This is a genomic window from Methylocystis suflitae (genome assembly GCF_024448135.1).
GTDB classification, from domain to species: domain Bacteria; phylum Pseudomonadota; class Alphaproteobacteria; order Rhizobiales; family Beijerinckiaceae; genus Methylocystis; species Methylocystis suflitae.
In genome coordinates, this window is sequence record NZ_JAMRYX010000042.1 from 13,440 (window position 1) to 32,649 (window position 19,210).

At 63.0% G+C, this 19,210-nt stretch carries 17 protein-coding genes; 10 read left to right on the top strand and 7 right to left on the bottom strand.

Annotation, left to right across the window (positions count from 1 at the left end):
* The first annotated feature begins 27 nt into the window (after positions 1-27).
* The 4 genes from NEI07_RS03565 (at position 28) to NEI07_RS03580 (ending at position 6,209) form a co-directional block, all read left to right on the top strand.
* Entirely contained in the window at positions 28-1,218 is a 1,191-nt protein-coding gene (locus NEI07_RS03565; protein ID WP_256032754.1) for an HlyD family efflux transporter periplasmic adaptor subunit, read from the top strand.
* 118 nt (positions 1,219-1,336) lie between these two features.
* Positions 1,337-3,898: a plasma-membrane proton-efflux P-type ATPase gene (locus NEI07_RS03570; RefSeq protein ID WP_256032756.1), complete on the top strand. Its 2,562-nt coding sequence runs from the start codon at positions 1,337-1,339 to the stop codon at positions 3,896-3,898.
* A 32-nt stretch (positions 3,899-3,930) separates the two neighbouring features.
* Complete coding sequence (locus tag NEI07_RS03575; protein WP_256032757.1) at positions 3,931-4,785, top strand: polyphosphate kinase 2 family protein; 855 nt, start codon at positions 3,931-3,933, stop codon at positions 4,783-4,785.
* Positions 4,782-6,209, top strand: a complete 1,428-nt coding sequence (locus NEI07_RS03580) for an MFS transporter (RefSeq protein WP_256032758.1) — start codon at positions 4,782-4,784, stop codon at positions 6,207-6,209. The genes NEI07_RS03575 and NEI07_RS03580 overlap by 4 nt, the downstream gene beginning before the upstream one ends.
* 191 nt (positions 6,210-6,400) lie before the next feature.
* On the opposite strand, the gene NEI07_RS03585 is transcribed toward NEI07_RS03580, so the two are convergent.
* From NEI07_RS03585 to NEI07_RS03610, 6 genes are all read right to left on the bottom strand, one after another.
* Positions 6,401-6,784 carry a cytochrome C oxidase subunit IV family protein gene (locus tag NEI07_RS03585; RefSeq protein WP_256032759.1) on the bottom strand — a complete coding sequence of 128 codons (384 nt, stop codon included), beginning with the start codon at positions 6,782-6,784 and terminating at the stop codon, positions 6,401-6,403.
* 18 nt (positions 6,785-6,802) lie between these two features.
* The gene (locus NEI07_RS03590; protein ID WP_245433791.1) at positions 6,803-7,462 is read right to left on the bottom strand and encodes a heme-copper oxidase subunit III family protein; all 660 of its coding nucleotides are present in this window, start codon (positions 7,460-7,462) and stop codon (positions 6,803-6,805) included.
* Positions 7,463-7,543: 81 nt separating this feature from the next.
* Positions 7,544-8,254: a cytochrome c oxidase subunit 3 gene (locus tag NEI07_RS03595; protein WP_256032761.1), complete on the bottom strand. Its 711-nt coding sequence runs from the start codon at positions 8,252-8,254 to the stop codon at positions 7,544-7,546.
* The gene (locus tag NEI07_RS03600; protein WP_256032762.1) at positions 8,251-10,017 is read right to left on the bottom strand and encodes a cytochrome c oxidase subunit I; all 1,767 of its coding nucleotides are present in this window, start codon (positions 10,015-10,017) and stop codon (positions 8,251-8,253) included. The genes NEI07_RS03595 and NEI07_RS03600 overlap by 4 nt, the downstream gene beginning before the upstream one ends.
* Positions 10,018-10,126: 109 nt before the next feature.
* Entirely contained in the window at positions 10,127-10,954 is an 828-nt protein-coding gene (locus NEI07_RS03605) for a cytochrome c oxidase subunit II (RefSeq protein WP_256032764.1), read from the bottom strand.
* A 262-nt stretch (positions 10,955-11,216) separates the two neighbouring features.
* Positions 11,217-11,936 (bottom strand): invasion associated locus B family protein, encoded by a 720-nt coding sequence (locus tag NEI07_RS03610; RefSeq protein ID WP_256032799.1) that lies wholly within the window; start codon positions 11,934-11,936, stop codon positions 11,217-11,219.
* A gap of 368 nt (positions 11,937-12,304) precedes the next feature.
* On the opposite strand from NEI07_RS03610, the gene NEI07_RS03615 reads away from it, so the two are divergent.
* From NEI07_RS03615 to NEI07_RS03630, 4 genes are all read left to right on the top strand, one after another.
* The gene (locus NEI07_RS03615) at positions 12,305-14,134 is read left to right on the top strand and encodes an extracellular solute-binding protein (RefSeq protein ID WP_256032800.1); all 1,830 of its coding nucleotides are present in this window, start codon (positions 12,305-12,307) and stop codon (positions 14,132-14,134) included.
* A gap of 179 nt (positions 14,135-14,313) precedes the next feature.
* A complete protein-coding gene (locus NEI07_RS03620) occupies positions 14,314-15,306 on the top strand; it encodes an SPFH domain-containing protein (RefSeq protein ID WP_256032765.1) in 993 nt (330 codons plus the stop codon).
* 2 nt (positions 15,307-15,308) lie between these two features.
* Positions 15,309-15,773, top strand: coding sequence for an NfeD family protein (locus NEI07_RS03625; RefSeq protein ID WP_256032766.1), 465 nt, complete (start codon positions 15,309-15,311; stop codon positions 15,771-15,773).
* Positions 15,774-15,920: 147 nt separating this feature from the next.
* Positions 15,921-16,055 carry a helix-turn-helix domain-containing protein gene (locus tag NEI07_RS03630; protein ID WP_256032770.1) on the top strand — a complete coding sequence of 45 codons (135 nt, stop codon included), beginning with the start codon at positions 15,921-15,923 and terminating at the stop codon, positions 16,053-16,055.
* A 227-nt stretch (positions 16,056-16,282) separates the two neighbouring features.
* Here the strand turns inward: NEI07_RS03630 and NEI07_RS03635 are convergent, their stop codons facing one another.
* Complete coding sequence (locus tag NEI07_RS03635) at positions 16,283-16,654, bottom strand: hypothetical protein (RefSeq protein ID WP_256032772.1); 372 nt, start codon at positions 16,652-16,654, stop codon at positions 16,283-16,285.
* 165 nt (positions 16,655-16,819) lie between these two features.
* On the opposite strand from NEI07_RS03635, the gene mutL reads away from it, so the two are divergent.
* Positions 16,820-18,598, top strand: a complete 1,779-nt coding sequence (mutL, locus tag NEI07_RS03640) for a DNA mismatch repair endonuclease MutL (protein WP_256032773.1) — start codon at positions 16,820-16,822, stop codon at positions 18,596-18,598.
* 96 nt (positions 18,599-18,694) lie between these two features.
* Positions 18,695-19,201: a peptide-methionine (R)-S-oxide reductase MsrB gene (msrB, locus tag NEI07_RS03645; RefSeq protein ID WP_256032801.1), complete on the top strand. Its 507-nt coding sequence runs from the start codon at positions 18,695-18,697 to the stop codon at positions 19,199-19,201.
* The last annotated feature ends 9 nt before the right edge of the window (positions 19,202-19,210 follow it).

Genomic DNA, 19,210 nt, shown 5'->3' on the forward strand with positions numbered 1-19,210 from the left:
CCTTTACCAGAAGAACGCACCCCATCGATGGCGCTATCCCGCAAAAGCATCCGCTCCCGTAGAGAGTTTCTGCTCAAGATCGTCGTCGCCGCGGTTCTTGCCGGCGCGCTGATCGCTTTTTCGCGATGGTATTTTTACGACCGCGACTGGGTGACGACGGACAACGCCTTCGTCACCGGCAACATCATCCCGGTTCAGGCGGACGCGACGGGAGTCGTAGCCGCCGTGCTCGCTGAAGAAACGCAGCTCGTCAAGAAAGGCGACGTGCTCGTTCGCCTCGACGGCCAACGCGCAAGAGCGGCGCTCGCGCAGGCGGAGGCCGAACTCGGCCGCGCGGTTCGCGCCGTCGGCGCGCTTTACGCGCAGCGCCGCCAGGTCTGCCAGAAGGTCATTTCCCGCGCCGCGATTCGGGACAGGACGCGCCACGATCTCGCAAGATACCGCGAGGCGACGCTGAGCGGCGCCGCTTCGCGACAGGTGCTGCAAAATACCGAGGACCAGCTCGCCGCCCAAGAAGCCGATCTGCGAGAAGCGCAGGCGGAATATCAGTCGGTCGAGGCGCGCGTCGTCGGCGTGACGCGGATGAACCATCCCGACATCGAGGCCGCCAAGGCGCGATACAACGACGCTTACGTCGAGTTCGTGCGCCAGAACATCCGGGCGCCGGCGACCGGCTATGTCGCCAAGCGCAGCGTTCAGGTCGGCAAGCGGGTGCGCCCCGGCGACGCCATTCTCAATATCGTGCCGCTCGACCATCTGTGGGTCGAAGCGAATCTCTGGGAAAACAGGATGGCCAGGGTTCGTCCCGGGCAGCCGGCGACGATCAAGGTCGATCTCTACGGATCGGAGCACATCTACCACGGAGAAGTGGCGGGGCTCGTTCCGGGCTCCGGCGCCGTTTTCGCGGCTCTGCCCCCCGATAACGCGACCGGCAACTTCATTCGAATCGTTCAGCGCATTCCGGTGCGTATCGCCTTGCGGGCGGACGAACTTGAGAAACAGCCCTTGCGTCCCGGCCTGTCGACGGTCGCCTCGATTAATGTGTCCGGCCCGCTGCAATCGCCGAATCACTCGATCGTCAAGACGACGACGAATGAATATCTGACCGACGTCTATGACAAGGATCTCGCAGATGCGAAGGCGCGCGCCGACAAGATCGTGAAGGATAACGCCATAGGCGCGTCGAACGACGGCGCCGCCTGCACCGCCGCCGAATAAGCTGTGCACGGTTAATTTCGACTCACGCTTGCCTTTTTGAGCGAATCTCTTGGCGAGACTCGGATCACGCCGTAAGATTCGGTTCGGATATTTTTATTATCTGATGGGGAGAGCAAGCATGCCGGACGTCAGCGCGAAATCGCCGGCGGGCCAATCTTCGCCAGCGCTTTCCCTCGATCCGGCGCAGGTCAAAATCTCGCAGCGCCTTGAGACGCTGAAGACGACAGAGAACGGCCTCACCGCCGCCGAAGCGGCGCGGCGGCTCGCGGAATACGGCCCCAACGCGCTAGAGGACAAGACGGAAAGCAAGTGGCGCCGTCTGCTCAACTATTTCTGGGGGCCGCTGCCATTCCTTATTGAAGCCGCCGCCGTCATCTCCGCCGTGCGGCGGGATTGGCCGGATTTCGGCGTCGTTGCGGGCCTTCTTCTCTATAACGCCGTGGTCGGCTTCTGGCAGGACAACAAGGCGGCGAACGCCCTCGCGGCCCTAAAGAAAAACCTCGCGCCCCGCGCGCGCGTGATGCGCGATGGCGCCTGGACGACGATCCCCGCCGCCGAACTAACGCCGGGCGATATTGTCAGCGTCGCCGCGGGCCAGATCATCCCTGCGGATCTCCTGCTCATTGAAGGCGATTATTTGAGCTGCGATCAGGCGGCGCTCACCGGCGAATCGCTGCCGGTCTCAAAGAAAATCGGCGACGAGGCTTATGCGGGCGCTATCGCTAAACAAGGCGCCATGACGGGCGTGGTCACCGCGACGGGCGAGCGCACCTTCTTCGGGCGCACCGCGAAGCTCGTCGGCGCCGCCGGCGCCGTTTCGCATTCGCAGCGCGCGGTGACGGAGGTCGGCGATTTTCTCCTCGTGCTCGCATTTTTTCTGGCGCTGATCCTCGTCGGAGCGCAGCTCTATCGCGAAGTCATCACGCCGGACGACTGGAGCTGGGATCGCGTCGGCGCCATCGCCCAATATGTGCTGGTGCTGCTGATCGCATCGATTCCTGTCGCGCTGCCGGCGGTCATGTCCGTGACGATGGCGATCGGCGCCTATGCGCTTTCTTTGCAGAAGGCCATTGTGTCGCGCCTGAATGCGATCGAGGAGCTTGCCGGGGTCGACGTGCTGTGCAGCGACAAAACCGGCACGCTGACGATGAACAAGCTCACGGTGCAAAGCGCCATTTCCTATGGCGCGTTCAAGAGCGACGACGTGTTGCTCTTCGCTGCGCTGGCGACCCAAAAAAGCAGCGAAGACGCGATCGACCTTGCCGTGATGGCGGCGCTGCCGGCGCATGATGCGCTCGACGCCTACAAGCAGAAGGCGTTCACGCCGTTCGATCCCGTCAGCAAACGCACCATCTCGACGGTCACCGACGCCTCTGGCGGCGTTCGCCACTACGCCAAGGGGGCGCCGCAGGCGATATCCGCGCTGGTGCGGCCCGATTCGCAAACTCTGCAGCGCTATCAGAACGAGGTGGCTGCGCTCGCCGTCAAAGGGCAGCGCGCGCTGGGCGTCGCCATGTCGGAAGATGGCGCGCGGTGGCAATTGGTCGGATTGATCTCGCTGATGGACCCGCCGCGCGCCGACGCCAAGGCGACAATCGCCGAGGCGCGCGGGCTCGGCCTGGAAGTCAAGATGGTGACCGGCGATGACGTCGCCATCGGCGATGAGATCGCCGCCCAGCTCGGCATGGGTTCGCATCTTCTCGTCGCGAGCGATGTCTTCAAAGGGGACGTCAAGGCCGGCGCTCTGCCGCGCAGCGTCGTCGACGCGGTGGAGCGGGCCGACGGATTCGGCAGAGTGTTCCCGGAACACAAATATGAGATCGTCAAGGCGCTTCAGTCGGTCGGCCATATTGTCGCGATGACCGGCGACGGCGTCAACGACGCGCCGGCCCTTAAACAAGCGGATTGCGGCATCGCCGTCAGCGGCGCGACCGATGCGGCGCGAAGCGCCGCCGCATTGATCCTCACGGCGCCCGGGCTTTCGACCATCGTCAATGCGATCCGCGTGTCGCGCCAGATTTTCCAGCGCATCGAGAGCTACATTTACTATCGGATCGCCATGACGCTCGACATCATGATCGTCGTCGTCGCGTCGATCGTATTTTTCGACTTTCAGCCGCTCACCGCCATCATGATCGTCGCGCTCGCGCTCCTCGATGACATCCCGATCATGACGATCGCCTACGACAATGTCCCCGTCGCGCCGCAGCCGGTGAGATGGGACATGCACCGCATCTTCATTTTCGCTTCGCTGATGGGACTGATCGCGGTCGCCGAGACTTTTGGCTTTCTGCTGATCGGGATGCGCTGGACGCTCGACGATGCGCTGCAGACGATGATCCCGATCGATCCCGGCCAGCTCCAGACCCTGCTGTTTCTGCAGCTCGCCGTCGGCGGCCACCTGCTGCTCTTCAGCGTGCGCACCAAAAACGCGATTTTTACGCCGCCCTATCCAAGCGCCAGACTCTTCTGGGCGATCGCGGCGACTCAGGTCGCCGCAGTGCTGCTCTGCCTTTACGGAGTCGGCGTCGACGCCGTTCCCGGCGCTGCGATCGTCGGCGTGTGGCTTTACTGCCTGCTCTGGGTCGTCGTGGCTGAGATTGTGAAGATGATCTACTGGCGTCTGGCCGGGCGGCGCGACAAGAACCTGACGGCCCGCCGCGTCGCTCTCGCCGGTTGAACGAGAGCGACGAGACGAAGGAGGCGGAGCACATGAAATTCGTCAAGAAATTCCGCGTCGAACCGGGCTCGGACGTCAATCTTGGATCGATCGATCCGGGTTTTCATGGCGACTATGCGAATGACGCCGAAGCGGCGCAGGAATTGCAGCGCAATCTCACGCGCATTACCGAGCTGCAGCGCAAACTCTACGCCGATCGCACGCATTCTCTGCTGATCGTTTTGCAGGGCATCGACAGCGCCGGCAAGGACGGCACCTGCTGGCATGTCATCAGCGCCATGGACCCGCAAGGCGTGCAAGTGACGGGGTTCAAGCAGCCGACCCCCGAAGAACAGGAGCACGACTTTCTGTGGCGCGTCCATCCGCATGCGCCGCAGCGCGGCTACGTTTCGATCTTCAATCGTTCGCATTACGAAGACGTGCTCGTCGTGCGCGTGCATAAGCTCGCGCCCAAGGAGGTCTGGAAGCCGCGCTATGATTTCATCAATGAATGGGAAAAGCTGCTCACGGTAGAAAACAAGACGACGGTTCTGAAATTCTTCCTCTACATCTCCAAGGAAGAACAGCTCAAGCGCTTCAAGGCGCGGCTCGACGATCCGGCCAGCCAATGGAAGATCAGCGCCAGCGACTATTCCGAGCGCGAAAAATGGGACGACTACATCAAGGCCTTCGAGGCCGCCCTGACGCGCTGCTCGACTGAACATGCGCCGTGGTTCGTCATCCCGGCAAACCACAAATGGTTTCGCAATCTCGCGGTTTCCAGCATCATCGCCGATACGCTCGACGATCTTAATCTGAAGCTGCCGAAGCCCTCCGTCGACATCGACGAAATCCGCAAGCTCTATCAACAAGCAAAGAACGACGAGGACAGGAGCAAGGCCGGGTGACGGCCTCGCCATTGAACGCCACGTCGGTCTTTTCCGCGCTCGACGAAGCGCCGATGACATGGCGTCATTACGCCTATTGGCTCGCCGCGAGCGGCGGCGCGTTTTTGGACGGCTTCTCCGTGTCGGGATTAGGCGTCGCGCTGCCGCTGCTCAAGCGCGACTTTCCGATCAGTCCGCTTTTCGTTGGCCTGATTGGATCGGCGCTGGTGCTCGGCGCGGTCGCGGGGTCGGCGCTCGGCGGCATCGGCGCGGACAGATTCGGCCGCAAGCGCACGTTCATCGCCGACATGGCGATCATCGCGCTCGCGTGCTTCATCGGCGCGGCGGCGCCGAACGCCCGCGTCATCCTGCTGTCGCAGTTCCTGCTCGGCGTTGGCGTCGGCATCGATTTTCCGACAAGCGGCGCCTATGTGTCGGAGTTCATGCCGCGCGCGACGCGCAACAGAATGACGGTCGCGACGATCGCCCTGCAGTCGGTCGGCATGGCGGCGGCGGCTCTCGCCGGACTTGCCATTTTGAAGCTAAGGCCCTCGACGGAAGATTGGCGACTGCTGTTTGGCGCCGGGGGCGTGATTGCGTTGCTTTTCTTATCTGCGCGCATATGGGCGCCGGAAAGCGTGCGCTGGCTGGTGGCCAAGGGGCGGATCAGCGAGGCAAGGGCGCTGCTCAGGACATTATTGGTCGAGTTCGGCGAGCCGGCTGTGAACCTTCGCGCCAAGCCGGTCGCCCTTGTGGCGTCGACGTGGGCTTCCGCACCCAAGGCGCAGGACGTCGGCTATTCGGCGCTGTTCCGTGAAGCCTATCGCGCCCGCACGATGCTCGTCTCCCTGCCGTGGATGCTGATGGATGTCGCGACCTACGGCGTCGGCCTGTTCACGCCCGTCATTCTCGGCGCCATGCATCTTGGCGCAGCCGACGCTGGCTCGCTCGCGGCCGACTTCGCCGATGCGGAAGGCAGCGCCATCGTCGACGCTTTTCTGATCATCGGCTTTGTGGCGAGCCTCTGGGCCGTACCGCGCTTTGGCCGCATCACCATGCAGGTCGCGGGATTTAGCGGCATGGGGCTCGGCATGCTGCTGTTGCTCTTCGCCGCGATGTCGGACAATGGCGCGAACGCGCATCTCGCCTTCGTCATCGGCGGCTTCATGCTGTTCAATTTCGCCATGAACGCCGGACCCAACGCCACGACATTCACCCTCGCGCCGACGCTGTTCCCGACGACCATTCGCGCCTCGGCGAGCGGCTTCGCGGCGGCAAGCGCCAAGGTCGGCGCCACTTTCGGCACATTCGTGGTGCCGCAACTGCAGGCCGGCTGGGGACTGACGGGCGTCGTCGCCCTCATGGTCGTCGTCAGCGTCGCGGGGCTGGTGACGACGGCCGGCCTGGCGCATGCGGTCAATGAGGAGGGAGCGCTCGAGGAATAGCCGAGGCGGCGCTATTGCAGATGCGCGACGAGCATCCAGGCGCCGAGGAAAATGATCATGACGAGGCAGAGCGCCGAGAGGACGATGAGAATCGCCTTATTGGCGACGCGCTGATCGTCCCCTCGCATTTGCGATTCTCCGACGGCCCGAGATCGGCGCGATTCACTTCACGCGGAGCGGGCAAGCCCGCGTCACGCGCCGAAAAAGATCACGCGCAGATAGTTGGTGTAGTCGCCTTCCCACGCCATCATCGCCATCAGCACGAGAACCGCCATCGGCGGCGCCAGAATGGCGACGACCAGCGCCAGCCGCTCCCACGCCATGTGCATGAAGACGGCGACGATGAGCCCGGCCTTCAGCAGCATGAACAGGACGATCAGGAACCAGCGCAAATAGCCCTGAAAGTCGAAATAATCGACGAGATAGGAGCAGGCGCTCAAAACGAAGAGCAGCCCCCACACCAGAAGATAGAGCTTGATCGGATGCTGTTGGCCATGCGCCTGCGCCGCGGGCTGCGCCGCTTGCGCGACAGGCGCATGGCTGTGCGTCGTATCGTCCGTCGTCACGGTCATCATTTCCCCCTGTCGGACACGTCACCACAGATAGAAGAATGCGAAGATGAAGACCCACACAAGATCCACAAAGTGCCAATATAGGCCCATGATCTCGACGATCTCGTATCTGCCCTTGCGGCTCGTGAAAAAACCGCGCCGTCCGACGTCATAATCGCCGCGCCAGACGGCGCGCGCGATGAGGAGCAGGAAAATCACGCCGATCGACACGTGGAAGCCGTGAAAGCCGGTAATCATGAAGAAGCTCGAGCCGAACTGCGCCGCGCCGAAGGGATTGCCCCACGGCCGCACGCCTTCGTGAATGAGCTTGGTCCATTCGAAGGCCTGCATGCCGACGAAAGCGGCGCCAAAGAATGCCGTCACCAGCATCAAAATCGCGGCCTTCCTGCGCTCGCGCGCATAGGCGAAGTTGACGGCCATCGCCATGGTGCCCGAGCTCGTGATGAGATCGAACGTCATGATGGCGATGAGGATGAGCGGGATTTTCTTGCCGCCGATCTCGAGAGCGAAGATTTCGCTCGGGTGCGGCCATTCCACGGTCGTGGACATGCGCACCGTCATGTAGGAAATCAGAAAGCAGCTGAAGACGAAGGTGTCGCTGACGAGGAAGATCCACATCATCGCCTTGCCCCAGGACGCGCTCTTGAAAGAGCGCTGATCCGAGGACCAGTCAGCGACCATGCCGTGCAGGCTGCTCTGCAGCGTGGTCTCAGTCGTTACATGTTCAGTCGTGACAGGCTCCGCCGTCATAGCGCATTCCCTTTACGAAAGCAGACGCCGGCAGATGGCGCCGAAACCATCGGCCCAACCGATCAGCATGGCGAACATCAGCAACCAGACGAACAGCAAAAAATGCCAATAGATGGCGCAAAGTTCGACGCGCGTCGTCAGCGCCTTGGTGACTCGCTCGGCGCCGCGCACCTTGTCGGTCGTTCGCGCCAGCGCAACCAGACCGCCAATGAGATGCAGCGCATGCACGCCCGTCAGCAGATAAAAGAAGGCGTTGGCGGCGTTGCTCGCGGCGAAGAATCGCAGCTCGAGAAGCTCGCGCCACGCCCAGATCTGGCCGATCAGGAAAAGCGCCGCGGTTACGGCTCCGATAAGCAGCGCCGTCTTCAGCCGCTCGGCGTTGGCGCGCCGAGCCGCGACGACCGCGACCTGCAGGGCGACGCTGCTGGCGGCGAGAAGAAAAGTGTTGACCCAAAGCACGCCGGGGATCGGCGGCATCTGCCAGTCGGGCGCGTCGCCGCGCATGAAAAAGGCGGCGGCGAGCAGAGAGAACAGACAGCCGGCGACGGCGAGAAAGACCGCGAGCCCCACTCTCCCAGCTGTCGGCGGCTCGGCGCCGCCGACGCGACGATAATGCGCAACCTCGCCTTCCTCGAGCCAAGGCGACTCCATCACCCCCTGGCGCACCAACCACATGACGGCGACGGTGGCGATAAAGATGAAGAAGAGCCCCATGACGCTCATGGCGAACGCTCTCCCCTCACGGGCGGCGCGTTCTGCGGCAGATAATCCTCCGGCGCGCCCGGCACGCTGTAGGCGTAAGGCCAGCGATAAACCACTGGGAGCTGCTTACCCCAATTGCCGTGTCCCGGCGGCGTTTCGGGCGTCTGCCATTCGAGCGAAGCGGCGCGCCATGGATTGCCGCCGGCCGGCGCGCCATGCTTCAGGCTCTTGAACAGATTGTAGAAGAAGATCGACTGCGCGAAACCGACCGCCAAGGCGATGACCGTGATCACAATGTTGAGCGTGGCGGCCGACGCGGGAACGAAGGCGGTTTCGCCCATCTCGTAGAAGCGCCGGGGCATCCCGAGCACGCCGAGATAGTGCATCGGAAAGAAGATCGCATAGGCGCCAAGGAAGGTGATCCAGAAGTGAATCTTGCCGAGCCGCTCGTCCATCATGCGGCCGGTGATCTTGGGAAACCAATGATAGATGGCGCCGAAGATGACGAGCACCGGCGCGATGCCCATCACCATATGGAAATGGGCGACGACAAACAGCGTCGCCGACAGTGGCACGTCGACAATGACATTGCCGAGGTAAAGGCCGGTGATGCCGCCGTTAACGAAGGTGACGAGGAACCCCAGCGCGAACAGCATCGGCGTCGTGAAATGGATGTCGGCGTGCCAGAGGGTCAGCACCCAATTATAGACCTTCAGCGCCGTCGGCACCGCGATCGCAAGCGTCGTCACCGCGAAGAAGAACCCGAACCACGGGTCCATGCCGCTGATATACATATGGTGGCCCCAGACCACCATGCTGAGCACGCCAATGGCGACGATGGCCCAGACCATCATCCTGTATCCGAAGATGTTCTTGCGCGCATGCACGCTGATCAGATCGGAAACGACGCCGAAGGCTGGCAGCGCGACGATATAGACCTCTGGATGGCCAAAGAACCAGAACAGGTGCTGGAACAGGATCGGGCTGCCGCCGACATAGTCCTTGCGCTCGCCGAGTTCGACGAGCGACGGCATGAAGAAGCTCGTGCCGAGCGTGCGGTCGAGGAGCAGCATGAGGCAGGCGACGAAGAGGCCGGGGAAGGCGAGAAGCGCCATCACGGCGGCGGCGAAGATCCCCCAAACCGTCAGCGGCATGCGCATCAACGTCATGCCGCGGGTGCGCGCCTGCAGCACCGTCACCACGTAATTCAATCCGCCCATCGTGAAGCCGACGATAAAGAGGATCAATGAAACGAGCATCAGGATGATGCCGTATTCGTGGCCCGGCGTGCCCGTCAGGATCGATTGCGGCGGATAAAGGGTCCAGCCGGCGCCGGTCGGCCCGCCAGGGAAGAAATAGCTCGAGACGAGAACCAGGGTCGCGATCAGATAGACCCAGTAGCTGAGCATGTTGACGTAAGGGAACACCATGTCCCTCGCGCCCACCATCAGCGGAATGAGATAATTGCCGAAGCCGCCGAGAAAGATGGCGGTGAGCATGTAGACGACCATGATCATGCCATGCATGGTCACCGACTGGTAATAGACATTGGCGTCAATGAAAGGGATTGCCCCTGGAAAGGCGAGCTGCAGGCGAATCACCCATGACAGCACCAGGGCCAAAATGCCGACGGCGATGGCCGTGCCGGCGTATTGAATGGCGATGACCTTGGCGTCCTGGCTGAACACATATTTCGTGATCCAGCTGTGAGCGTGATACAGCTCGACTTCCGGCACCTCCGCCGGCGGCGGCGCGACGTTCTGTGGTACGCTGGCGTCGGTCATGGAACGATCCTCCCTTCGCCGCTCTCGCGCTTCCGGCGATCGATCGAGCCCCGTCGCGCTCGATCAGCGGCGATGAATGTCAAAGCGGCGCAACTCGCATCGGTGAGCGTCATTGAGCGGAGGCCCGCTTGTCTCGGCTGGCGTCGCTCTTGCGCGACTGCTCGAACGTCTGCTGCGCCGTGCGCCAGGTCTCGAAGTCAGCCTCCGATTCTATGACCATCTTGCCGCGCATCTGCGGATGTCCTGTGCCGCAATAAGCGGCGCAGAGTATCTCATATTCGCCGATCTTGGTCGGCGTGAACCAAAAATATGTGACGATGCCCGGCACGAGGTCCATCTTCGCCCTGATCTCGGGGACATAGAAGTCATGTAGGACGTCGATCGATCGCAGCAGGACCTTGACCGGCTTGCCGAGCGGCAGGTGCAGTTCCCCGCTTGTGATCAGCAGATCATCCTGTCCCTTTGGATCGGCGGGGCTCAGACCCATGGAATTGGTTGAGTCGATGTAGCGCACATCGCTCGAGCCGAGCTGGGCGTCAGCGCCCGGCAGGCGAAAGCTCCAGTTCCATTGGACTCCCACCGCTTCGATCTCCAGCGCGTCCTTAGGCACGGTGATGAACTGGCCCCAGACGAACAGGCCGGGCGCGAGGAGAATGATGACGGCGATCGTCGTGACGATTCCAAGCCAGGCTTCGAGCTTCTGATTCTCTGGCTCATAGGCGGCGCGCCGGCCCGGCACATGGCGAAAGCGATAGAGGCAATACGCCATAAACAGGATGACGGCGACGAATCCGGCCCCCGTCACCAGGAAGGTCAGCCCCATCGTATCGTCGATGAAGCCCCAGTTCGACGCGATCGGCGTCGCCCGCCAGGGACTCAACAAGTGAAACAGGATCGAACCCGCGACGACCAGGACCATAGCGATGGCGATAGACATGCGTGCTTTGACCTCGCCGGCGGTTGCGTTGGATAGGGCCCAACATCCTATATAGACCGGCTAATCGTCGCGCGTCAAAGTGACGCTGCCGTTGCGCGCGACTCGCCGGCGACGCGGCGAATCTCCCGGAAAAGAGGGGCGGAAGGGCGACGCGGCGCCACGCATAATTCGCGAGGCCATGGCCGCAAAAAAAACCCGCGCGGACAAGGTCCTGCGCGGGTTTTCGTTTCGGGGTTCGTTAAAACCCTGGTTCGTTACAACCTTACTTCTTCGCAGCGGCCGGCGCGGGCGACGTGGCGGCGCCCTTCTGGGCCTCGAGCTTCTTGCGCTCCTCTTCGGCCTTTTTCTGCAATTCTTCCTGCAGCTTCTTTTGCTGCTCTTCGAGAACCTTCGGGTCGACGGCGGGGCCGTCGAAGGCTTTGCCGAAATTGGCGAGCGGCAGATAGAAGGTGACCTCGCCGTTCGCCTGATTCTTAACGACCACGGTCATCTTTTCGGCCTTCTTCATGCCGTCGACGACCGCCTTCTTGACCTTCGCCTCGGCGAAGCAGCCATTCGGGAAGCAGATTTCGAACGCGCCGCTTTCCGGCGCTCCCTTATCGATCGCAAAGCGGAAGCCGGGTTTCAGCATGAGGCCCGGCGGCAGCAGCAGGCGGATGATTTTCTGATCCTCGCCCTTGGGATCGTAGATCGCGAGCGCCAGCAGCGGCTGGGGCGCCTCGCCCTCCTTCGCCGACACGCCGAAGTCGCGCGTCGTGTAGCACATTTCCTTTTTCGTCTGCGGATCAGCGCCGCAAACCTTGGTCCAGTCCGGCTGGACAGCGACGAGTTCGGCGGCAATCGGCCCCTGAGGCTGCTGTTGCTGTTGCGGCTGCTGCGCTGCGCCGGCCGCGGGCGCCTGCTGAGCCAATGCGCCGCCGCCGACGAACAGCAACGCTCCCGCAAGGGCGATCGCGCAAGAACGCGAGATATGGGTCGACATCGGAAGTTCCTTTCGATTGTCCTGCTGGCCGGCGCTCTCCGGCTCCGGATAGTTTCGAGATCGCGTCATAACGGGAGCCGCCTTCGCGCCACAGCGCCATGGAACTTGTACCAGCCCGTGTTCCAGCGCGATCGCGAGACGCCGACGAGGCGACGGCATCGCTCTTACATGGTCGCGGCAGTAAATTCCAGCCGGACGGAGCGCTCAATGCTTGGAGGGGGCGCTTTTTGCCCACAACTATCGCAAAAAAATGGCCGAAAACTTAAGCGCGACTCGCTTCTTGCGACAGGACGTTGGATTATGGTCCGCTGATGAAGATTCACCCGATTCCTGCACGACGCCCCGCCAGCGGCGGCGGCGAACGGCGAATGCGGGGGCGCCGCGCGCTCAGCTTCGCCCTCTCGCTCCTTATCGCCGCGCCCGCTTCGGGCGCCGCCCCAGCCTTGCGGGCGGCCGAAGCGCCCTGCCCGACGCATGGGATCGCCATGCACGGCGCTCCAGCTTTACCGAGCGATTTCCATCACTTCCCTTACGCCGAGCCGGGCGCGAAGCGGGGCGGCAAACTTCGCGTCGGCCTCGCCGGCACCTTCGACAGCCTCAATCCGTTCAATCTCAAGTCGGGGACTGCGGCGCAAGGGCTTGTCGGCAATGTTTTTCAAAGCCTGATGGCTCGCTCGCAGGACGAACCCTTCACGCTCTATGGCCTGATCGCGCAGTCGATCGACGTCGATCGCGCGCGTTCGCAGGTGACCTTCCATCTCGACCCGCGCGCGCGCTTTTCCGACGGCAAGCCGATCACCGCCGAAGACGTGCTGTTCTCGTTCGATTTGCTAAAGACGAAGGGCCGGCCGCAGCAGCGCATCGCCTATGGGCTGGTCAAATCGATCGACGCGCCCGACCCGCATACCGTCCATTACGACCTCTCAGGCGTCGGCGACCGGGAGCTGCCGCTCATTCTCGCGATCATGCCGGTGCTGCCCAAACACGCGACCGACGTCGAGCGCTTTTCCGAAGCGACGCTCGCCAAGCCCGTCGGCTCCGGTCCCTATGTGATTGCAGACGCGCAAGTTGGCGCGCGCCTGCTGCTGCGCCGCAATGAGGAATACTGGGGCGCCGACCTGCCGAGCCAGCGCGGATTCTACAATTTCGACGAGATCGACATTCAATATTTCCGCGACGGCAATTCGCTCTTTGAAGCCTTCAAGGCGGGCCTGCTCGACTATCGCGACGAAACGAGCACAACCCGCTGGGCGAGCGGCTACGACTTCCCGGCGCTCACCGATGGACGCGTGGTGAAGGAGACGCTGAAAAACGAAAACCCAAAAGGCATGGAAGGATTCGTCTTCAATACCCGGCGTCCCCTGTTCAAGGACATCCGCCTGCGCGAAGCGCTCGGCATGATGTTCGACTTCGAATGGGTCAACACGAATCTCTACGCCGGCCTCTACACCCGCACGAAAAGCTTCTTCGACGAATCCGAATTGTCCTCCTCCGGCCGCCCCGCGTCCCCCGGCGAGCGCGCCTTGCTGGCGCCGTTTCCGGACGCCGTGCGCGAAGACATTCTGGAAGGCCGCTGGCGACCGCCCGTCAATGACGGCTCCGGCCGCGACCGCGAGATGGCCAAGCGCGCGCTCGACCTGCTCGAGAGCGCCGGCTACCGCATCGAAAACGGCGTTTTGCGCAAGGACGGCGAGCCTGTCGCCTTCGAGATCATGGTCAAGGACCGCAATCAGGAGCGGCTTGCGCTCAACTATGCCGGCTCGCTGCAGCGCATCGGGGTCGACGCGCGCGTGCGTCTCGTCGACGAGGTGCAATATCAACGCCGACGGCAGAAGTTCGATTTCGACATGATGCTCGGCCAGTGGGTCGCCTCGGCGTCGCCGGGCAATGAGCAGCGCATGCGGTGGGGGTCTTCGAGCGCAAACCAGGAAGCCTCCTTCAATTTGGCCGGCGCCGCCTCACCGGCGATCGATGCGCTCATCGCCGCCCTGCTGGCCGCGACAAGCCACGACGATTTCATCACCGCCGTTCGCGCCTATGACCGCGTGCTGCTGTCCGGCTTCTACGTCGTGCCGCTGTTTCATGCGTCCGACCAATGGCTGGCGCATTCGACCGACATCGCGCGCCCGGCGAGATTGCCGCGCTATGCATCGCCGATGTTCGGTCCGACGCTCGAAAGCTGGTGGAGACAGCGCTGAGCATCGCGCGAGACATGCGGCGGCGCACGCCTTCGGCGTGTCTGGCGCGCTAGACGTCGATTGGCGCCCAGGGCGCGCCTTCGCGGGAAGGCCGCCCCCATGCGCCATGAATAGGAGCGCCCGTGTCTCAGTCGCTCGATAACATTCTTTCAACGCGCCTGTCGCGGAGGGTTCATTCCATGGGTTTCGCACTTTTTGTCGTCGGCGCCGCCGCAATCGGCCTCTTGATCATCGACCGATCCTTCAACCTCGGCCTGCCGATAGGCCTCTTCCAAAATCCGCTATTCTGGTTCGCCTATGTCGCGCTGCTGGCGCTGTCGACGATGGTGCGCTTCGTGCGCCAGCAGACCGTGCTCGTCATCGAGCGGCTGGGCCGCTACAACCGATCGCTGACCGCGGGCGTCAATTTCGTCTGGCCGATCGTCGAGCGGGTGGCCTACACCTTCGATCTGCGCGAACAGGTGATCGACGTGCCGGAGCAGGACGCGATCACCAAGGACAACGCCACCGTCACCATCGACGGCGTTCTCTATTACAAGATCGTCAACGCCAAGGACGCCGCCTATGGCGCGCAGGACATCCGCCGCGCCATCATCAATCTGGCGCAGACCTCGATGCGCTCGGCCATCGGCTCGATGGAGCTCGACAAGACCTTCGAGAACCGAAGCGAGATCAATGAGCGGGTGGTGCGCGCCGTCTCCGACGCCGCCCAGCTCTGGGGCGCACATGTCACGCGCTATGAGATCAAGGACATCGCCATGCCCGAATCGCTGCGCCAGTCGATGGAGCGGCAGATGAAGGCCGAGCGCGACAAGCGGGCGACGGTGCTCGAATCGGAAGGCGTGAAACAGTCCGAGATCAACCGCGCCGACGGCGAGAAACAGGCGGCGATTTTGCGCGCTGAAGGCCAGGCGAAGGCGATCGAACTGGTGCGCACGCAAATCACCCAGGTCGGCGGCGATCAGGCGGTGCAGCTCGAAGTCGCCAAAAGCGCCATCGAGCAATATGGCCGCCTCGCCAAGGCCGGCAATTCCTTAGTGCTGATGGGCGATGGCGCCGACCCCGCCGGCTGGATCGCCAAGGCGATGGCGGTGCTCAAGGCCGTCAACGCCAGCCCTGCGTCGAACGATTCTCAGCAGCGCCGCGCGCAGCCCTGGCGGGAAGCGGAATAAAGATGGAGCCCGCCTTTCTCTACGATCCCGCCAATGCGAGCCTGATCGCCGGCCTTATCCTGCTCGGGCTCGACATCGTCGTGATCGGCCTCTCGCCGGTGATGTTCGTGGCGGTGGGCGCGCTACTGACCAGCGCGGTTCTCTATGCGACCGGCTGGCGCCCGCCGCTCGTCGAAACCGCGGCGATCGTCGCCGGCGCGAGCCTGCTCATCGCCATCGTCGGCAGGAAGCCGCTGCAGCGATTTCAAAACGCCGACATCGAAGAGGATAAGAGCAGCGATCTGATCGGGCGCGAACTGACGCTGACGCATGAGGTGACGAAGACGCGCGGCGTCGTCTTCTGGTCGGGCGTCGAATGGCAGGCGCGGCTCGCCGAAGATTCGCCAGTCGAGAGCCTCGCGCCCGGCGCCAGGGCGCGGGTGATGGCGGTGGAGAATTTGGCGCTGGTGCTGGCGCCGCTGTCCTGAAGTTCGGCGGCGAGGGACTTGGAGGGAAGCCTTATTGTCCTTCGAAGCGCGTTGTTCGACTGACGTTCACGAGCCGCACGGAAAGGCTCGAGGGAGGGGCCGCATGGCGCCGCCGCTCGCAGCCGCGCCAAGGCGCGGGGCGTTCACATGATGCGACCGCCCAAGCTCACCCGCCAGCGGCGCGAGGAAGCGCTTGCGGCGCTCGCCAAAGTCAGCGCCACGAAAGCTGATCTCGCGCGGCGGTTCAACGTCGATAGAATTACGATTTCGAGGTCGAATTAATGCGCCCTTCTCACAAGCTGTATTTGGTAGCTGCAATCGCCACCGAGTTGGAGCGTCGATACAGTTTCATGGATATCGATACTTACTTGCAAGAAAATGGCATTGATACGCCGCATTAATTCGGTGAGAGCAAATCTGATTATGTCAAAATCACATTGCGCGGTGTAAGCGATACGCACATATCCAAAATGGTTGAAGATTTGGAGGTTGACGTTACAGGCACGAGTCTACCTTCTCCTCCACCAAAAAACTGGACCGACGGCAAAACCTTCAGGCTTTTCATAAGCCATCTTGCACAGGATAAAGACAAAGCCACGCGGCTGCGGGATTGTTTTGAGACACGCCGCATCAAATTCTCGCATCGTCTTGGCGTCGATGAGGCCAGTGCGATGCAGGCCGCTTGCGGTTTCATGCGCCGCTTCCGCGATCGCGCTGCGAAATTTCTTCTTCGCCTTAGTCGTCATGTTCCACCTCGATGAGTTCGCCTTGCTCGATCTCCGCCTCCTCGCACAGTGATCTTGTGAAGAATTGTTTTCCTCACCCTCATCCTGAGGAGCCGCCGTAGGCGGCGTCTCGAAGGACGAAGGTGAGAAAAACAATGCGCAAAACGGGTTTCCTCGTCCTTCGAGACGGCCTCTTTGAGGCCTCCTCAGGATGAGGAAACCCTTCACCCGATCGCCCTGGCTCCTCGCGTCCCTCATAGCGATTGTTCCGCCAAAGCCGCTATAATCCACAAAGCCCTGGCACGCTGAGCCGATTCACCCATGCCCGTCCGCCGCCTCGATCCCCTTCTCGTCGATCGCATCGCCGCCGGCGAGGTGGTCGAGCGGCCGGCGTCCGCCGTCAAGGAGCTCGTCGAGAACGCGCTTGACGCCGGCGCGATGCGCATCGACGTCGCGGTCGAACACGGCGGTAAAAGCCTCATTCGCGTCATCGACGACGGAAGCGGCATGGACGCGCGCGACCTGGCGCTCGCGATCGAGCGCCATGCGACCTCGAAAATCCCCGACGGCGATCTGACCAGCATCGCGACGCTTGGCTTTCGCGGCGAGGCGCTGCCGTCGATCGCGGCGGTGGCGGACCTGACGATCGAAACGCGGGCGACGGGCGCGCCGCACGGTGTTTCAATCCGGGTCGAAGCGGGCGAGAAGCGCGGTCTCGCCGCTTGCGCCTGGCCGCGCGGAACCAAGATCGAAGCGCGCGCGCTGTTCGCCGCGACGCCGGCGCGGCTCAAGTTCCTCAAGACCGAGCGCACCGAAACCGCGGCGATCGTCGATGTCGTCAAGCGACTCGCCATGGCTCATCCGCAGACTCGGTTCTCGCTGTCCGCCGACAGCGGGGCGCTCTTCGACTATCCCGCCTGCGGCGACGATCAGGCGCGGCGCATCTTCCAGATCCTTGGCGAAGAATTCGCCGCCAACGCGTTTCGGCTGGACGCCGCGCGTGACGACGTGCGCCTTTCGGGTCTTGCCGGTCTGCCGACCTACAGTCGCGGCAACGCCCAAATGCAATATGTCTATGTTAATGGAAGGCCCGTGCGCGACAAGCTCTTCGCCGGCGCCATTCGCGCCGCCTATCTCGATTTTCTGAGCTCCGACCGCCATCCCGTCGCCGCGCTCTTCATCGAATGCGATCCGCGCAGCGTCGACGTCAATGTGCATCCGGCCAAGGCGGAGGTGCGCTTCGCCGATCCGGGGCTGGTGCGCGGCCTCGTCGTCGGCGCGTTGAAGCAGGCGCTCGCCGAGAAGAGCCATCGCAGCGCCGCCACAAACGCGCGCGCGGCGATCGACATTCTGGCGCGCGGCAATGGCGCCCAATATCGCGCGCCGCCGCCCGCGAATTGGAGCCTACCGCGCTCGCCTTACGCGCCCGCCGGCTTCGAAGAGCAGCCGCAGGCCGCTTTTGAGGCCGGCGCGCCGATGGCTGACGCGCGCGCGCATGAAACGCCGGCGCAGGAGGCCGAGTCGCCGCTCGGCGCCGCGCGCGCGCAGCTGCACGAAACCTACATCATCGCCCAGACGCAGGACGGTCTTGTCATCGTCGACCAACACGCGGCGCATGAGCGCATCGTCTATGAGAAGCTCAAACGCCAGCGCGAGGAGACGGGCGTCGCGCGACAGATGCTGCTGATCCCTGCCGTCGTCGAACTCGACGAGTCGCGCATGAACGCGCTTGCGCCGGCGCTGGACGAACTCGCGGCGCTCGGTCTGGCGCTTGAGCGTTTCGGCCCCGGCGCCATGCTCGTGCGCGAGACGCCGGCGCTGCTCGGCGACGTCGACTGCAAGCGTCTCGTCGAGGACATCGCCGACCTTCTTGCAGAAGATGGCGACGCGCGCGGGCTTTCGCGCAGGCTCGATCACGTGCTCGCCACCTGCGCCTGCCATCATTCCGTGCGGGCCGGCAGGCGGCTTTCGGCGCCCGAGATGAATGCGCTGCTGCGCGAGATGGAGACGACGCCGGGGGCAGGCCAATGCAATCACGGGCGGCCCACCTATATCGAGCTGAAGCTCGCGGACATCGAAAAGCTTTTCGGACGCCGGTGAAGCAGAAATTCTCTTTGACGACGTAACGTTTTCCGACGCGCGGGCGAATTGGGGAGAGAGAGAACGCAGGAGCCGATCTTGAATCGTCGCAGCCTCATGTCTGGCGCCTTTTTTCTGGCCTTCGCTCGAAACGCCCATGCCGCCGAATGGGTCGAAGTTGAGACGTTCGACGCGAACGGCAAGAGCCTTGGCGTTTCGCGCGTTGAGAAAATCGTCAAGTCCGACGCCGAATGGCGGACGCAACTCTCGCCGCTCGCGTTCGAGGTGACTCGCAAGGACGGCACGGAACGCGCCTTCACCGGGCCATACTGGGACAATCACGCTGATGGTCTTTATCAATGCGTCTGTTGCGATACCGCGCTGTTCGACTCTCAAACAAAATATGACTCTGGCACGGGCTGGCCGAGCTTCTTTGCGCCGATTTCCAAGGCCAATGTCCTTGAGAGCGCCGACACGTCGTTCGGCATGAGGCGCGTCGCGGTCTCCTGCAAACGCTGCGACGCGCATCTTGGCCATGTCTTCACCGACGGACCTAAGCCGACAGGGCTGCGCTACTGCATGAACGGCGTCGCGCTGCGTTTCGTCGGGCGCGGACAAGCGTAAGGGATATCG

Coding starts and splice junctions, on each gene's coding strand:
- NEI07_RS03565 (WP_256032754.1), top strand. CDS start 28: ATGGCGCTATCCCGCAAAAGCATCCGCTCCCGTAGAGAGTTTCTGCTC.
- NEI07_RS03570 (WP_256032756.1), top strand. CDS start 1,337: ATGCCGGACGTCAGCGCGAAATCGCCGGCGGGCCAATCTTCGCCAGCG.
- NEI07_RS03575 (WP_256032757.1), top strand. CDS start 3,931: ATGAAATTCGTCAAGAAATTCCGCGTCGAACCGGGCTCGGACGTCAAT.
- NEI07_RS03585 (WP_256032759.1), bottom strand. CDS start 6,784: ATGATGACCGTGACGACGGACGATACGACGCACAGCCATGCGCCTGTC.
- NEI07_RS03590 (WP_245433791.1), bottom strand. CDS start 7,462: ATGGTCGCTGACTGGTCCTCGGATCAGCGCTCTTTCAAGAGCGCGTCC.
- NEI07_RS03595 (WP_256032761.1), bottom strand. CDS start 8,254: ATGAGCGTCATGGGGCTCTTCTTCATCTTTATCGCCACCGTCGCCGTC.
- NEI07_RS03600 (WP_256032762.1), bottom strand. CDS start 10,017: ATGACCGACGCCAGCGTACCACAGAACGTCGCGCCGCCGCCGGCGGAG.
- NEI07_RS03605 (WP_256032764.1), bottom strand. CDS start 10,954: ATGTCTATCGCCATCGCTATGGTCCTGGTCGTCGCGGGTTCGATCCTG.
- NEI07_RS03610 (WP_256032799.1), bottom strand. CDS start 11,936: ATGTCGACCCATATCTCGCGTTCTTGCGCGATCGCCCTTGCGGGAGCG.
- NEI07_RS03615 (WP_256032800.1), top strand. CDS start 12,305: ATGCGGGGGCGCCGCGCGCTCAGCTTCGCCCTCTCGCTCCTTATCGCC.
- NEI07_RS03620 (WP_256032765.1), top strand. CDS start 14,314: ATGGGTTTCGCACTTTTTGTCGTCGGCGCCGCCGCAATCGGCCTCTTG.
- NEI07_RS03625 (WP_256032766.1), top strand. CDS start 15,309: ATGGAGCCCGCCTTTCTCTACGATCCCGCCAATGCGAGCCTGATCGCC.
- NEI07_RS03630 (WP_256032770.1), top strand. CDS start 15,921: ATGATGCGACCGCCCAAGCTCACCCGCCAGCGGCGCGAGGAAGCGCTT.
- mutL (WP_256032773.1), top strand. CDS start 16,820: ATGCCCGTCCGCCGCCTCGATCCCCTTCTCGTCGATCGCATCGCCGCC.
- msrB (WP_256032801.1), top strand. CDS start 18,695: ATGTCTGGCGCCTTTTTTCTGGCCTTCGCTCGAAACGCCCATGCCGCC.